The following is a 14,462-nucleotide window of genomic DNA, read 5'->3' as shown; positions in this document are numbered from 1 at the left end:
GAATTCGCTCCGAAGGATCAAAGTCGGGTCTAACGCGATGGCGCGGCGCTCTCCGGCAGGCGGCCCGTGCCGGTCCCGTCTATGACGCCGAACACTTTGCGCAGCAGGCCCGGCGCGATGACCGACAGAGGATTGACGGTCAGCACGGGCGCGCTGAAGGCGCCGCTCACGCGAAAGCTCACCGCGAAGACGCCCTCGTGCTGGCCGCCGGCGAGCATCAGTCCGATGACTGGAATATTCGATACGAGACTATTGAGCCCATAGGCGGGAATGAACGAGCCGGACACGTCGATGCGGTCGCGCGCCAGATCGATGTAGCCGTCCACGGTGAGGCCGATTTCCGTGCCCGACATGACCGCGTCGCGCATGGCGAGGCGGCCGTTCGCCCAGGTGAAGGCGGATTGGACGCGCGCGAATTTCACCGAATCCGGATCGAAACGCGACGCGCCCTTGTCGTCTATGCGCGCCGCGCCCTGCAGCACGAGCTGGCGAATGGCCGGCTCGTTCTGCAAATAGAAATCACTGATGCGCATCGTGCCGTCGGAGCGGCCCTGATTGAGCAATATGGTCGCGGTAAGCGCGCCGCTCTCCATGCGATGATAGAGATCGAGGAAGGACAGCAGCGCGCCGCCGTCGCTGGTCGAAAGGTCGATCTGCGGCGCGCCGCTCGGATGGCGCGTCAGCATTGCGGCGAAAGGCTCGCGCCCGAAATTGCCGGTCAGCGACAATTGCCGCGGCTTGCCCGCGCGACGTTCGAATCTCAAATCGACATTGGAGAGGATCTGCTTGCCGTGGCCGGTGACGATCGGCGATTTGAGGTCGAGATCGAAATCGTCGGTCGCCGGCGGCTTGCCCGCAGCCGGGGCGGCGACGCCCTGCTCCGCAGACTGCTGCGAGAGATAGCGCAGCAGCGGACGCGCGTCGATATTCGCGCCGCGGACGACGAGCTTCAGCGCGTCGCCGCCGCGCGTCGCCTCGAGCCGCATGTCGTCGCCGGGCGAGAGCTTCAGCTGCGTCAGTTTCGCCGAGCGCAGGGCGCCGTCGCGTCCGAGCTCGACGACGCCGGAAAATTGCTGCGGGCCCGCCTCGGCCTGCAATTGCTCGAGCGCCGACCCCTCCGGCCGCCTCACCAGAGTGAAGCTCGCGCGTCCCGGTTTGCCCATCGCCTTGGTGACGCCGGGCAAAGGATGGTCGAGCGCGGCTTTCGAGAGATCGATCTCGATCAGCGATTCGGAATCCTCGATCGGGAGCTTCGTCTGCACCTGCACGCCGACGACGCCGGAGACGCCGGCAAATCCGTAGCCGGCGCGGACGCGCGCGGCGTCGTCGAGCGAAAGCGCCAGTTGCGCCTGCGCCTGCCCCTTCTCGCCGGCGGCGCGGCGCAGATCGAGCGAGATCGGCGCGCCGAACACATGGCCCGTTCCCGCGACGCGCAGCCCCTCGCGATCCGAGACGAGCCGCAGAGCGGCCCCCTCCAGCCGCTCCTTGCCGATGAAGCGCTCCATGGAGAGATTGGTCGCCTCCGCGTCGACGGCGATTCGCGTGTGCTCCTCCTTCGCCGCGAGGCCGAGCTCGAAATCGATGCGCAGCTTGCCGTCGATCTGCCCTTTCAGCGCATTGGCGTCCATGGGCAGGCTCGCCGCCGGGGCGACGCTCTCGAGCGAGAGAATATCGGCGACCGCCTCCACGCCGCCGGCGAGCTTCAGCTCGATCCAGGCGGGCGCCGGGTCGAGGCCGAGCGCGGGCGCGCGGAAGACGCCCTCCGTGATCGCGAGCTTGCGGCCCGGCGCGCTCTCCATGACGCCGGACGAGGCGACGAAAGAAGCAGTGCGCCCGGTGAGCGCGATATGGCCATTCATCCCATTGATCGGCCATAGGCCCGGGACGGCGTCGACGAGCGTCGCATTCTCGAGCTCGAAATCGCCGCGCAGCGCGGCGTCCGGCGGCGGTCGCTCATAGCGGCCGGCGATGATCGCCTGCTGATCGAGATCGGCGGAGAGCGCGCCGGCGCGCAACATCCCCGACGGAATATGCTGATCCATCCAGGCGCGCGTCGGCGCGGCGACATGAGTCGGCCAGATGCGCAGCACCGAGCGGAGCGGCGTCTGCGTCGCGCCGATCGCATATTTGACATGCGTCCCGTCCGGCTGCGCGCCGTCGACGGCCATCGAAGCCGTGGCGTGCAACTCCGGCCCCTCGAGGAAGATCCGCTCGACCGTATATTTCTTCGCCGCGAGATCGAGCCTCGCCGAAAGGCCGGCGTTTTCGACGACGAGCGCCGCCTCTCCATGACGCTCCGGCAGAAAAGCGCCCGGCCGCGCGAGATCGAAAGAGAGCGCGAAAGCCCCCGTCGCCTCCGCTGGCGGCGTCAGCACGCCCGTAAAGCTCAGCCGGGCGACGCTGGTGCGGATTTCCACCGGCTCGATGACGAGGAGACGGCGCTCCATGTCCCAGCGGCCGGAAACGGAGAGCTCCTGGAGCAAAAACGGTTCGGCGTCGGGCTCCTCGAGGCGGAAGAAGCCCTCGCCGGCGGCGAATTTCCCGCTCGCCTCGGTGACGCGGCCGTCGCCGGCGAGGGCGAAGTGCAGATCGAGCGACAAGGGCGCGTCCGTGTCGAAGGGCAGCGTGCGCGCGCTGGCGGCGAGCGCGATCTCCTCCATGGAGAGGCTGCGCAAACGGGCGTCGAGCGTGCGCCGCTCGCCCATTGCGCCCTTGGCCTCCACCTCCGCCCCGACATGGCCGGAGGAGCCTGTCGCGCCGAGGCGAAGCCGCCGCGCGCCGGCGGCCTTGTCGAAGCTCAGCGCCAGATCGTCATAGACGATCGTCCTGTCCAGCGTGCGGTCGTCGATGACGAGCCGGGCGTTGGAGACGCCGATCTTGTCGATCGCGGCGATCGGGCTTTCGGGATCGACGATGAAATCCATCACCGCGCGCAAGGCGCCGGCCGCCTGCCGCAACGACGGGACCGGCGGTCCCGCGGGGACGGCGGCGGCGGGCTCCGCGGGCGGCGGCGCCTCGAGGGGAATGGCGACCGGATCGGCGCCCGGCGCGGAGATCGCGAGCACGCCGTCCGGCAGCACTTCGAGCCTGAGCTCGAGGTCGAGCACGTCGAGCCGCCGAGGCGTCAATCGGCCGATGAGCAACGCGCGCGGGTCCACCGACAATTGCGCGCGCGGCGCGGCGAGAATGGTGCGCTCGCCGCTCTTCACGGAAAGGCCGTTCACCGTGAGCGTGAGGCCGTGATCCGTGCTGGCGATCGCCGCCGAGCTCAGCGCGAATTGGTAACGATGAATGTAGAGATCGTCGAGCGCTTCGACGATCTTGGGGGCGAGCCAGTCGGAGGCGATGGGGCCGCGGGCGAGCGCCGCGAAAAATGCGCCGATCGCCAGCACGACCACGAGCAGCGCCGACACGGCCACGACCGAAACGCAACGCGCGACGCAAAAGCCGCGTAGCCGGCGCGAGGTGGAGCCGCGTCGCGCAAATCCTAAAAAAAAGCGCGGGACCCGCGCTTCGACCGCCGGGCCTTCGTCTGTCCTTCGCGTCAAACGCCCGCCCTTCGGTTCGACCGCGCCCGTCAGCCGGGCGCGCCGGCGCCGAATCTGCACGGCGTCGAGAAGATCATATCCCGCACGGCGCGCAACTGGGGATTGTCACTGCAAACCCTTGCGAAGCGCGCCGTCCTCTGCAAGCTGCCGATTGTAACGGCGGATGAGACGAAAGGAAGGCGCAGTGACCGAGGCGAAGAAATCCACAGGCTTGCGCGAAGGCGACGCGGCCCCCTCTTTCGAGCTTCCCGGCGCCGGCGGCGAGACCATCTCTCTTTCGGGCTTCGCCGGCAAGAAGCTCGCGCTCTACTTCTATCCCAAGGACGACACCTCGGGCTGCACCAAGGAAGCCATCGAGTTCAACGCCTTGCGCGCCGATTTCGCGAAGGCGGGGACCGCGGTGGTCGGCGTCTCGCCGGATTCGCCGGCCAAGCATGACAAGTTCCGCGACAAATACGAGCTGAAATTCCCGCTCGCCTCGGACGAAACGAAGAACATGCTCTGCGCCTTTGGCGTATGGGTCGAAAAGAGCATGTACGGCCGCAAATATATGGGCGTGGAGCGATCGACATTTCTGATCGGCCCCGACGGGCGGATCGAGAAAGTCTGGCGCAAGGTGAAGGTCCCGGGCCACGCGGCCGAGGTTCTGGCCGCCGCGAAGGGGAAGTAGCGTTTTCAGCCTCTTCCCCTGGTCGGCGCGCGCGTCGATGCGCCGCTAGAGCGTTTCCAGCCGAAGTGGACGCCGGTTCGGCGTTGGAAACGCGTCAAAACAAAAGCTTAGGGTCTTTCCGTGTTTCAATGAAACACGGAAAAACTCTATTGCGCCGGCGCCGCGGCGCGGGCGGCGAGCTGCTTCGTCACCTCGTCGAGGGCCTTCCTCGCCGCGGCGAGATTGGGATCGAGCGTCAGCGCCTGTTCGAGATCTGGCTTCGCATGGTCGAGCTCGCGCTTGCCGCGATAAGCGTTGGCGCGGTTGAGGAAGGCGCGCGCATATCTCGGATCGATCGCGACCGCCTTGTCGAAGTCCGCCACGGCGCGGTCGAAATCGCTTTTGGCGTGCAGCGTCAGGCCGCGGTTGTTGTAGGCGATGGCGAGCCTGCCGTCCTGCGCGATCGCCTTGTCGTAATCGGCGAGCGCATGATCGAGATCGCCCTTCGCCTGATAGAGCGCGGCGCGATTGAGATAGGCCTGCGCGGATTTGGGCTCGAGCGCGAGCGCCTTGTTGAAATCGGCGAGCGCGCGATCGAGATCGCCCTTGGCGCGGAAGGCGCGGCCGCGATTGGTCAGCGCGGCGACGGATTTCTTGTCGAGCTCCAGCGCCTTGTCATAGTCGGCGACGGCCTTGTCGAGATCGCCCTTGCCCTGGAAGACGCCGCCGCGGCCGAGATAGGCGGCGGCCGATTTCGGCTGAGCGGCTATCGCGCGGTCGTAATCGGCGATGGCGCGGTCGAGGTCGCCCTTGGCGCGATAGGCCGCGGCGCGGTCGGCGAGCGCGGCCGCCGAATTCGGATCGATCTCCAGCGCCTTGTCGAAATCGGCGAGCGCGCGGTCGAAATCGCCCTTGGCGTGATAGGCGCCGCCGCGATTGACATGGGCCGCGACGCGATTTTGCTTCGTCTCCTTGTCGCCGCGGGCGATCACCTCGCCGCAGCTCACGATGCGCTTATCGGGATCGGCGGCGCGGCAGCCGACCCAGGCCTCGTCGCCCTTGGCGTCTGCCGCGGCGCAACCGAGGGAAAAAGCCGTCGCCAGCGCGAGGCGGAGCGGCGAATGAAACCGGGAGAAGAAAGCAAGGCGCGCCATGTGGCCGAGGGCTCCTTTAGGGGTCTTTCCGTGTTTCATTGAAACACGGAAAGACCCTAAGTTTTGTCGCGTTTCCGAACGCCGAACCGGCGTCCGCTTCGGCTGGAAACGCTCTAGTCGACTATTTCACTATGATTTCATTTCGCCGCTTCGAGGGCAATCGGAAAAACTGCGCAGCCTGCGCCATGCTCCGACTCGCGCAAATGGTCGCGGCCGCGGCCGAGGCGATTTCCCGCCGCCGAGGCTGATTCGCCCCGTCCGCGGCGCGCGCTTTGGCGACGGCTTCGGCGTCGGGACGCCGCGACGCCGGAGCTTCGAGCGCGGTTAGACGTCTGCGAGCCGGAAAATCGGTCGAAAACATATGCCAAGACTCCCAAAAGATGCGCGAAGACACTTCAGGACCAGAAAAAAGTACTCTAAGACTGCATGTCGATGAGCCTCTTGACCTCTACCGACGATCTCGCCGCCGCCTGCGGCCGCCTCGCCAGTCATCCCTTCGTCACCGTCGATACGGAATTTTTGAGGGAAACGACTTTCTGGCCCAAGGTCTGCGTCATTCAGCTGGCCTCGCCCGAGGAGGCCTTCGCCGTCGACACTCTGGCCGAAGGTCTCGATCTCTCCCCCTTCTTCGAGCTGATGGCCGACGAGCGGGTCGTCAAAGTCTTCCACGCGGCGCGCCAGGACCTCGAGATCATCTGGCGGCTCGCCCGCCTCATCCCCGCGCCGCTGTTCGACACGCAGGTCGCCGCAATGGTCTGCGGCTTCGGCGATCAGGCATCCTATGTCGAGCTGGCGAAGGCCATCGCCAAGCAGAGCCTCGACAAATCCTCGCGCTTCACCGATTGGTCGAAGCGCCCGCTGTCGGCGGCGCAGATCGACTACGCGATCGCCGACGTCACCCATCTGCGCCAGATCTACATTCATCTGCGCGCAAGGCTCGAGCGCTCCAACCGGCTCGACTGGCTCGCCGACGAGATGCGCACGCTCACCTCGCCCGAAACCTATGAGCAGAGCCCGGAGAACGCCTGGGAGCGGCTGCGCCATCGCGTTCGCAAGCCGCGCGACCTCGCCGTGCTGATGGAGCTCGCCGCCTGGCGCGAGGCGGAGGCGCAGGGCCGCGACGTGCCGCGCTCGCGCGTGCTCAAGGACGATATGCTGATCGAGATCGCGCTCGCCGCTCCCCGCACGCAGGAGGCGCTCGGCAATCTGCGCGCCTTTCCGCGCGGCCTCGAACGCTCGCGCTCGGGCGCCGATATCGTCGCGGCGGTAGAGCGCGCGCTCGCCCGCGACCCCGCCACTTTGCCGCGAATAGAGCGCGAGAAGCGCGGCGGCTCCAGCGGCGCCACGGTCGAATTGCTCAAGGTTCTGCTGCGGCAGGTCGCCGAAGAGACGGGCGTCGCCACCAAGATGATCGCCACCGTAGAGGACCTCGAGGCGATCGCCGCCGACGATGAGGCGGATGTCCCCGCCCTCTCCGGCTGGCGGCGGGCGATCTTCGGCGATAAGGCGCTGCAGCTCAAAGCCGGCCGGCTGGCGCTGGCGGTCGAAAAGGGCAAGGTCGTCACGCTCGACTGGCAGGAGACCGACGAGTCCGCGTCGCGCTGAGCCTGACCCTGACCTCCAGATAGGCCCGTTCCTCACCCCTTTTGCTATGCCTGATACTATCCTCTAGGGTAGGCGAGGGCGGCTGCGCGCCGACCCGGCCGCGCGTGCGCGCCTATCCATTCTTGCAGCGCACAACTCATAATTCGATCTCAATTCATTGGAAATACATATTGTTTGATAGGGCCTACCCTGCGACAAAGCGCGCCTTGCAATCCTGCTATTGCGATGCAACATACGCTCATGTTGCGACGCAACGTGACCTCGGCAGCTTCGGCGCGTCGAAGCGTTGCGGTCGCGGGGGCGCTTCCCGGCGCCCGCTGAAGAGAGGACGAGCATCATGACGACAGCAGGAAAACGCATCTTCGCTCTGGCCCTCGCCGCCGCGCTGAGCCTCTCGGCGGGCGTGGCCCTGCGCGCCGAGCCCCATGGGCGGGTGACTGCGCCGGTGACGCTGAAGCCGCTCGCCGCGGCCAGCTTCGAGGTGGGGCGGAAACATGTGCTGAGCTATTTCGTCGGCGCCGACGGCGCTTGCCGGCTGACGGTGATCGTCTTCGACGCCGCCTCGCCCGTGGAGACGAGCCCGGCGACGGCGACGACGCGGTTCATCGTGCCGATCTCGAGCGGCAAATCCGCCAATCTCGATACGGCCGTGGCCAGGACGCTGCATTTCGCCTGCGCGCCCGACGCAACCGCGATGACGGTGACCGCGAGCGAGCGCGTCCCTTCCGGCGCCGCTTACTGATGAAAGCGCCGCCTCCGTCAGCCGACGGGGGCGGCGGTCTCTATGACGGCCTCGGCGCCGATGAGCCGGCCGAGCGCCTTCGAACGGCTCGCCAGCCGCTCGCTCGCGAGATCGGCGAGCTCCTCCGGCAGCGAGAGGACGAGACAGCCCTCCTTCACGACGAGCGGCGTGCGCGGCAGAAGTCCAGGCATGGCCGCGGTCAGCAGATAGGCGACGCGAAGCGCCGCCGAGAGCACGCGGGCGCGCTCCAGCAGGCGCGGCGACATGAGCCCGCGCACCGGCAGCGCGCCTTCGCTGTCGGGACCTGCGTGGCGCAGCACCGCGACCAGCGCGAGAAAGGCGCGGCCGGGGTGATCGACCGCCACGAAGGCGGAATTGGCGATGACGTTCATCGCCTGATTGGCGCGATAGTCCGGATGGGCGCGCCAGCTCACATCCGAGAGAAAACAGGCGGTATGACGCAGCCGCGCCTCCTCCTCGCTCTCCTGGAAGCCGGATGAGGCGACGAGCGCGTCGGTCCAGGCGATGAGATCGTCGCCATAGCCCGGCGCGCGCGCCATGGCGCGCTCGAGCTCGCGCGCCGCGGCGACGAGCGGATCGGCCGCGCGCTCGGCCGGCGACAGGCGCTCGTAGAGCAGCCCCTCGCGCACGCCCGCGGCGGAGATGACGATCTCCTTCGGCCGCGCCTTGCGAATCACCTCGTCGAGCACGATCGCCCCATAGGCGAGCAGCGGGCGGCGCGCCGCCGAGACGGCGGCGATGTCGGCGAGCGCCTCGCTGTCGACGCGTTCGAGCAGGCTCGCGAATTCGGCGGCGTCGCTCGTCGGAATGCGGTAATTGTGCATCATGTCGAGCGGATAGTTGCGCTGGCGCATATGCAGCCGCGCCAGCGCGCGCCAGGTGCCGCCCACGGCGTAGAAGGCGCGGCCCTTGAGCCGGTGCAGCGGGGCGGCGTCATCGATCGCCTTGCGGGCGATGCGCGCCGCCTGGCGCGTCGAACGGCTCGCGGCGTCCATGAGCGCGAGGCCGCCGAGCGGCAGCGTCACCCCCTCCCCCATTTTGCCGGCATGGAGATCGATGAGCTCGAGCGAGCCGCCGCCGAGATCGCCGACGACGCCATCGGGCTCGTGTATAGCGGAGATCACGCCGAGCGCCGAGAGCTCCGCCTCGCGGCGGCCGGAGAGCAGCGAAATCTCGCGCCCGATCGCCTCGCGCGCCGCGGCGAGGAAGGCGGCGCCGTTGACCGCGTCGCGCGCGGCCGCGGTCGCGATCACCTCGATGTCGGCGATCTCCATGATCTCGCAGAGCGCGCGAAAGCGGCGCAGCGCGGCGAGCGCCTTGCGGATCGCATCCTCCGGCAGACGGCCGGTGGTGACGACGCCGCGCCCGAGCCCGCACATGGCCTTTTCGTTGAAGATCGGCGTCAGCGCCCGCTCGAGCCCGGAATAGGCGACGAGGCGGACGGAGTTGGAGCCGATGTCGACGATGGCTACCGGCCGCTGCGCGGCGGCCGTCTCCGCCACGGGCCCGTCAGCCGTCTTCGCGCGGCTTGAGGAGAGAACGCGGACGCCATTCCTTGAGAGACTTGCCACGGCCGGAGAGACTCGGGTTGGTCATGAAGTATTTGTGGGCGTTGAACCGCTCTTCGCCCTCGGGAGGTGTTATGCGTAAGGACGAGCCGTCCGGCAAGACTCGATAGCTCTGCTCGTTGTCGATGAGATTGGCCAGCATGATCTGGTCCAATATCTGCTGATGGACGGTGGGATTGGTGATCGGCATCAGCACCTCGACGCGGCGGTCGAGGTTGCGCGGCATCAGATCGGCCGAGGAAATATAGACGTGAGCTTTGGCGTGCGGCAGCGTGTGGCCGCCGCCGAAGCAATAGACGCGGGCGTGCTCGAGGAAGCGCCCGACGATCGATTTCACGCGAATATTGTCCGAGAGGCCGGGAACGCCGGGTCGCAGGCAGCAGATGCCGCGCACGACGAATTCGATCGACACGCCCGCTTGCGAGGCGTGATAGAGCGCGTCGATGATCTCCGGATCGACGAGAGCGTTGCATTTGCCCCAGATCGTCGCCGGCTTGCCGGCCTTGGCGAAGGCGATCTCCTGCTCGATATGCTCGAGCAGCCGCGTCTTGAGCGAGATGGGCGAGACCGCCATGCGCTCGAGCCCGGCCGGCTCGGCATAGCCGGTGATGAAATTGAAGATGCGCGACACGTCGCGGCCGATGGCCGGATCGGCGGTGAAGAGCGAGATGTCCGTATAGATGCGCGCCGTCACCGGATGATAGTTGCCGGTGCCGACATGGCAGTAGGTGACGATGCCGCCGCCCTCGCGCCGCACCACCATCGACAGCTTGCCATGCGTCTTGAGCTCGATGAAGCCGAACACGACCTGCGCGCCGGCGCGCTCGAGGTCGCGCGCCCAGCGGATATTGGCCTCCTCGTCGAATCGCGCCTTGAGCTCGACGAGCGCCGTCACCGATTTGCCGGCCTCCGCCGCCTCGACCAGCGCGCGCACGATGGGGCTGTTGGAGGAGGTGCGATAGAGCGTCTGCTTGATCGCGACCACATTGGGGTCGCGCGCCGCCTGCTGCAGGAACTGCACGACGACGTCGAAGGATTCGTAAGGGTGATGGACCGCGAGGTCCTTCTGCTTGATGGCGAGGAAGCAATCGCCGCCATTGTCGCGCACGCGCTCGGGGAAGCGCGGCGTATAGGGCTTGAATTTGAGATCGGGCCGATCGAGCGCGACGAGCTCGGAGAGGTCGTTCAGCGCCAGCATTCCGTCGAGCACGAAAATCTCGTCCTCGCCGACGTCGAGCTCCTCGGCGACGAGCGCGCGCAGCGATTCCGGCATGTCGGAGGCGACCTCGAGACGGATGACCGAACCGCGGCGGCGGCGCTTCAGCGCCGTCTCGAACAGACGCACGAGATCTTCCGCCTCCTCCTCCACTTCGAGGTCGCTGTCGCGAATGAGGCGGAAAATGCCCTGACCTCTCAGCTGATAGCCGGGGAAGAGCTTCAGCGCGTTGATGGCGATCAGCGTCTCCAGCAGCATGAAGCGCTCGCGCCCCTGCCCCGCCCCTTGCGCGCTCGGCAGGCGCACGAAGCGTTCGATCTTGGACGGCAGGCGCACCAGAGCGTGGAGAGTCTTGCGGTCGCCCGGGCGCACCAGCTCCAGCGCCAGAGTGAAGCCAAGATTTGGAATGAAGGGGAAAGGATGCGCCGGATCGATGGCGAGCGGCGTCAGAACCGGGAAGACGCGCGACATGAAATGGTCTTCGAGCCACTCGCGATCGGCCTTGGAGAGATTGCCGGGCTCGACGATGACGATGCCGACATCCTCAATCTCGCGGCGCAACTCGCGCCAGCGCCGCGTCTGCGCCGTGGTGAGCAGGTTGACGCGCTCGTTGATCTTGACGAGCTGCTCAGCCGGCGTCAGCCCGTCCTGCGACAGCGTCGCGACGCCGGTGCGCACCTGGCCGCGCAGGCCCGCGACGCGCACCATGAAGAATTCATCGAGGTTGTTGGCGGAGATGGAGAGGAAGCGCAGCTGCTCGAGCAGCGGATGATTGCGATTGGAGGCTTCCTCGAGCACGCGGCGATTGAACTCGAGCCAGGACAATTCGCGATTGATGAAACGCTGCGGCAGAGCGGCGAGCTCGTCCGGACGCTCCAGCAGATCGCCGGGCGCCTCCATGACGGGAATGTCCGCGCCGGTGCGTTCGGCGTCGAGATTGTCCTGAATATGCTTCGTCATGCTTCTTCCACCTCTCGCGCGCCGGCGCGATTCTGACAGATTTCACGCCGCGCGTAAGCCCCTCAAACGGCCCTCTAGGCGTCGAGAAGCTGCAGCAGCTCGCCGGCGAGCGCGCGCGTGACCGGACGTCCGCGCGAGAGCGCCTCCTCGTCGAGCAGGCGCACAAAGGCGCGGGCCGCCTCGAGCGAACGCTCGAGGCGAAGCGCGACAAAATCGACGAGCGTCGTCTCGACCGCCAATTGGCGGTCGCGGAAGAGCTTCTCCAGAACGGCGCGAATCAGCGCATCGTCCGGCGCGCCGATTTCTACGACCGGCGCGCGACGTAACCGCGACAATAAGTCGGGAAGCGCGATTTGCAGCGCCGAAGGCGGCCGCTGCGAAGAGATCAGCAGCGATCCGCCGCTCTCGCGAATATAATTCATCAAATGAAACAAGCCGGTCTCATCCGTTACCGCCTCCAGCCCGTCGAGCAGGACGGCGGCGCCGGCGAGACGGCCGGGCTCGGGAAGCTCGGTCGCCGGCGCGACGATGGCGCCATTGCGGCGCGCGAAGATCGCGCCGAGATGGGTCTTGCCCGATCCCGGAGGGCCGACGAGCAGCAAAGCGCTGTCCGGCCAGTTTGGCCAGCGCCCGATCATCTCGAAGGCGGCGCGATTGGCGTCCGAAATCAGGAAATCCGCTTCGCCATAGCGCGGCTCGCCCGCCAGATCGAGGACGAGCTGGGCGGGGCCGCTGCGAGCGTCGCCTGCGCCGGGCATGAGCTCAGCTCTCCCCCGGCGCGGCGGGTCCGAGAAACAGCGCGCTCTCGCGATAGCGCCGCACCGCGAAACGCAGGATCACGCCGAGCGCCGCCGCGACCGGCGCCGCCAGCAGCAGGCCGGTGAAGCCGAACAGCGATCCGGCGGCGAGCAGAGCGAACATCAGCCAGACCGGATGCACGCCGATGGAGCCGCCGACGAGCCGCGGCGACAGAACATTGCCGTCGAGGAACAGGCCCGTGGAGACGACCGCCACCGCCATGGCCGGCAGTCGCCAGTCCGGCCAGCCCTGAACCGTGGCGACGATGATCGACAGCACGAAGGCGGTGATCGAGCCGACATAGGGCACGAAGCTCAGCACGCCCGCGCTGACGCCGATCAGGAAGCCGAAATTCAAGCCGATGAGCGACAGGCCGATGCTGTACCAGAGCCCCAGGAACAGGCAGACCAGCGCCTGCCCGCGCAGGAAGCCGGCGAGCGCCCGGTCGATGTCGCGGGCGATGGCGCGCACATCCTCGCGGCGGCGCGGCGGCACCAGCGAGTCGAGCGTCGCGACCATAGCGTCCCAGTCGAGCAGAATGTAGAAGGCGACGACCGGCGTGATCACCACGAGCGAGGCCATGTTGACGAGCGCAGCGCCGCCCGAGACCAGCGACTTCAAGAACGCGCCGCCCATATGCGCCGCTTCGCTCGCCAGATCGTTCACATATTTCTGCGTGTCGAGCGAGGCGTCCGAGATCGGCAGCCCGAGCTTCTCATAGACGCTGCGCACGAAATCGCCGGTCGTCTCGCGGCTCACGCGCGCGAGCAGCCCCTGCAGAGTGGTGAGATAGCCCGGCAGGCTCTCGATGAAATCCGTCAATTGCCGGGTGAGCACAGGCGCGAGGAGCAGCACGACCGCCGCCGCCAGCAGGACGAACACCGTCAATATCGCGAAAGAGGCGCCGAGGCGCGAGAGCCCCAGATTTTGCAGCCGGTCGGCCACCGGATCGAGCAGATAGCCGAGAGCGATTCCGGCGAGGAAAGGCGCGAGGACCGAGCTCAGAAAGTAGAAGAGCGCGAAGAGGAGAAGGATCGCCGCGGCCCATAGCGCCAGCAGCCGCTCGAGCCCGAGCCCGTCGCGCGCCTGCGCCCCCGCGATCTCATCCTCCGACATCGTCCGGCCCCATGAGCTTGACCCAGCGCAAGAGATAGACGGCGGCCGAAGCGACGGTCAATGCCGCGACGACGCCCACGACCAGCGTCGTCACTCCGGCGAGCGGAGTGGCGAAGGCCTCGCCGGCCAGCGTGATCGCGGCGAGCAGGAGCTGCGTCGCCGTCGTCGCCTTGGAGACCGGCAATGGGCGAAGGTCCATGGGTCGCCGCAGCAGCCAGGTGACGAACACCGCCCCGACGATCATCACGTCCCGCGAGATCACCAGCAGCGCGAGCCAGGCGGGCAAGACGCCTTTGATCGCCAGCGTCGCATAGATCGAGACGATGAGCGCCTTGTCGGCGACGGGATCGAGCACGGCGCCGAGCTCGGTTCGCAGATCGAAAGTCTTGGCCAGCCAGCCGTCCAGCGCGTCCGACGCCCCGGCTATGACGAAAATCGCGAATGCGGCGCGCCAATTCTCCGCGACGATCATGTCGATCGCCGCGGGCGTCAGCACGAGACGCCCGATGGTGATGAAATTCGGCAGCCATCGCAGACAGAGGGAGCGCATGAGCATCATATGTGGCGCGTCGGGGGCTCGGCGCTAGAGCGTTCCAGCCGAAGCGGACTTTCGGCGTTGGAAACGCTTCAAAACGAGCCCGCGAAAGCGTCGGCGACTCTACCGGCGATCCGGAACCCGCGAAAGATCGAGCGGGCGCGGACCGGCCGACTCGTTCATCTCGACATGCAGGCCTTGATATCGCTCGAGGCCTTCATCGCCTCGAAAGTGTCGGCGCAGAAACTTTCGAGGCTCGGGCGCAGCTCGGGATTGGCGGCGTTGGCGCGCAGGCTCATCGCGCCTTCGAGCAGCTCTTTCTGCGCGGCGTGGACGCGCGCCGGCGGCAGCTCGATCGTGCATTTCTCATAGCGCTCGAGCAGTCTGTCGCAGACCGGAATGCCGGTCGGATCGACGGCGAGCGCCGGCGTCGCCAGGAAGAGAGCCGCCACGAGAGTCACGAGTCGTTTCACTGCCGAATTTTCCTCGAGGATCGCCCAACCAGGCCGTCCCTATAGAGGCTCCGGCGCGAAAAGAAAACGGGCGACGG

Annotated in this window: 11 protein-coding genes; 3 read left to right on the top strand and 8 right to left on the bottom strand. The window is 67.2% G+C overall.

Translation table 11 applies throughout. The features are described from left to right. Positions 1-29: 29 nt before the first annotated feature. Positions 30-3,419, bottom strand: a complete 3,390-nt coding sequence (locus tag Mspo_RS05175; RefSeq protein WP_244613150.1) for an AsmA-like C-terminal region-containing protein — start codon at positions 3,417-3,419, stop codon at positions 30-32. Positions 3,420-3,732: 313 nt separating this feature from the next. Between Mspo_RS05175 and Mspo_RS05170 the strand changes: the two genes are divergently transcribed. Beyond that, positions 3,733-4,218 (top strand): peroxiredoxin, encoded by a 486-nt coding sequence (locus Mspo_RS05170; protein WP_244613148.1) that lies wholly within the window; start codon positions 3,733-3,735, stop codon positions 4,216-4,218. Positions 4,219-4,364: 146 nt separating this feature from the next. On the opposite strand, the gene Mspo_RS05165 is transcribed toward Mspo_RS05170, so the two are convergent. Further along, entirely contained in the window at positions 4,365-5,351 is a 987-nt protein-coding gene (locus Mspo_RS05165) for a lipopolysaccharide assembly protein LapB (RefSeq protein ID WP_159727503.1), read from the bottom strand. 432 nt (positions 5,352-5,783) lie between these two features. On the opposite strand from Mspo_RS05165, the gene rnd reads away from it, so the two are divergent. Beyond that, positions 5,784-6,956 carry a ribonuclease D gene (gene rnd, locus Mspo_RS05160; RefSeq protein WP_159727501.1) on the top strand — a complete coding sequence of 391 codons (1,173 nt, stop codon included), beginning with the start codon at positions 5,784-5,786 and terminating at the stop codon, positions 6,954-6,956. 337 nt (positions 6,957-7,293) lie between these two features. Continuing rightward, complete coding sequence (locus Mspo_RS05155; protein ID WP_159727499.1) at positions 7,294-7,698, top strand: hypothetical protein; 405 nt, start codon at positions 7,294-7,296, stop codon at positions 7,696-7,698. A 17-nt stretch (positions 7,699-7,715) separates the two neighbouring features. Here the strand turns inward: Mspo_RS05155 and ppx are convergent, their stop codons facing one another. The 6 genes from ppx to Mspo_RS05125 all read right to left on the bottom strand — a co-directional run bounded on the left by ppx (position 7,716) and on the right by Mspo_RS05125 (position 14,385). Next, entirely contained in the window at positions 7,716-9,221 is a 1,506-nt protein-coding gene (gene ppx / locus Mspo_RS05150; protein ID WP_159727497.1) for an exopolyphosphatase, read from the bottom strand. Between the two features lie 7 nt (positions 9,222-9,228). Beyond that, a complete protein-coding gene (locus Mspo_RS05145; RefSeq protein ID WP_159727495.1) occupies positions 9,229-11,463 on the bottom strand; it encodes an RNA degradosome polyphosphate kinase in 2,235 nt (744 codons plus the stop codon). 74 nt (positions 11,464-11,537) lie between these two features. Beyond that, complete coding sequence (locus Mspo_RS05140; RefSeq protein ID WP_159727493.1) at positions 11,538-12,221, bottom strand: DnaA/Hda family protein; 684 nt, start codon at positions 12,219-12,221, stop codon at positions 11,538-11,540. Positions 12,222-12,225: 4 nt separating this feature from the next. Beyond that, positions 12,226-13,377 (bottom strand): AI-2E family transporter, encoded by a 1,152-nt coding sequence (locus Mspo_RS05135; RefSeq protein WP_159727491.1) that lies wholly within the window; start codon positions 13,375-13,377, stop codon positions 12,226-12,228. Next, a complete protein-coding gene (locus Mspo_RS05130) occupies positions 13,364-13,933 on the bottom strand; it encodes a CDP-alcohol phosphatidyltransferase family protein (RefSeq protein ID WP_159727691.1) in 570 nt (189 codons plus the stop codon). The genes Mspo_RS05135 and Mspo_RS05130 overlap by 14 nt, the downstream gene beginning before the upstream one ends. Positions 13,934-14,091: 158 nt before the next feature. Next, positions 14,092-14,385 carry a hypothetical protein gene (locus Mspo_RS05125; protein ID WP_159727489.1) on the bottom strand — a complete coding sequence of 98 codons (294 nt, stop codon included), beginning with the start codon at positions 14,383-14,385 and terminating at the stop codon, positions 14,092-14,094. Between the last annotated feature and the right edge of the window lie 77 nt (positions 14,386-14,462).

It is taken from the genome of Methylosinus sp. Ce-a6 (assembly GCF_009811655.1).
In the GTDB taxonomy this organism is placed as follows: domain Bacteria; phylum Pseudomonadota; class Alphaproteobacteria; order Rhizobiales; family Beijerinckiaceae; genus Methylosinus.
This window is presented reverse-complemented; position numbering and strand designations above follow the sequence as displayed.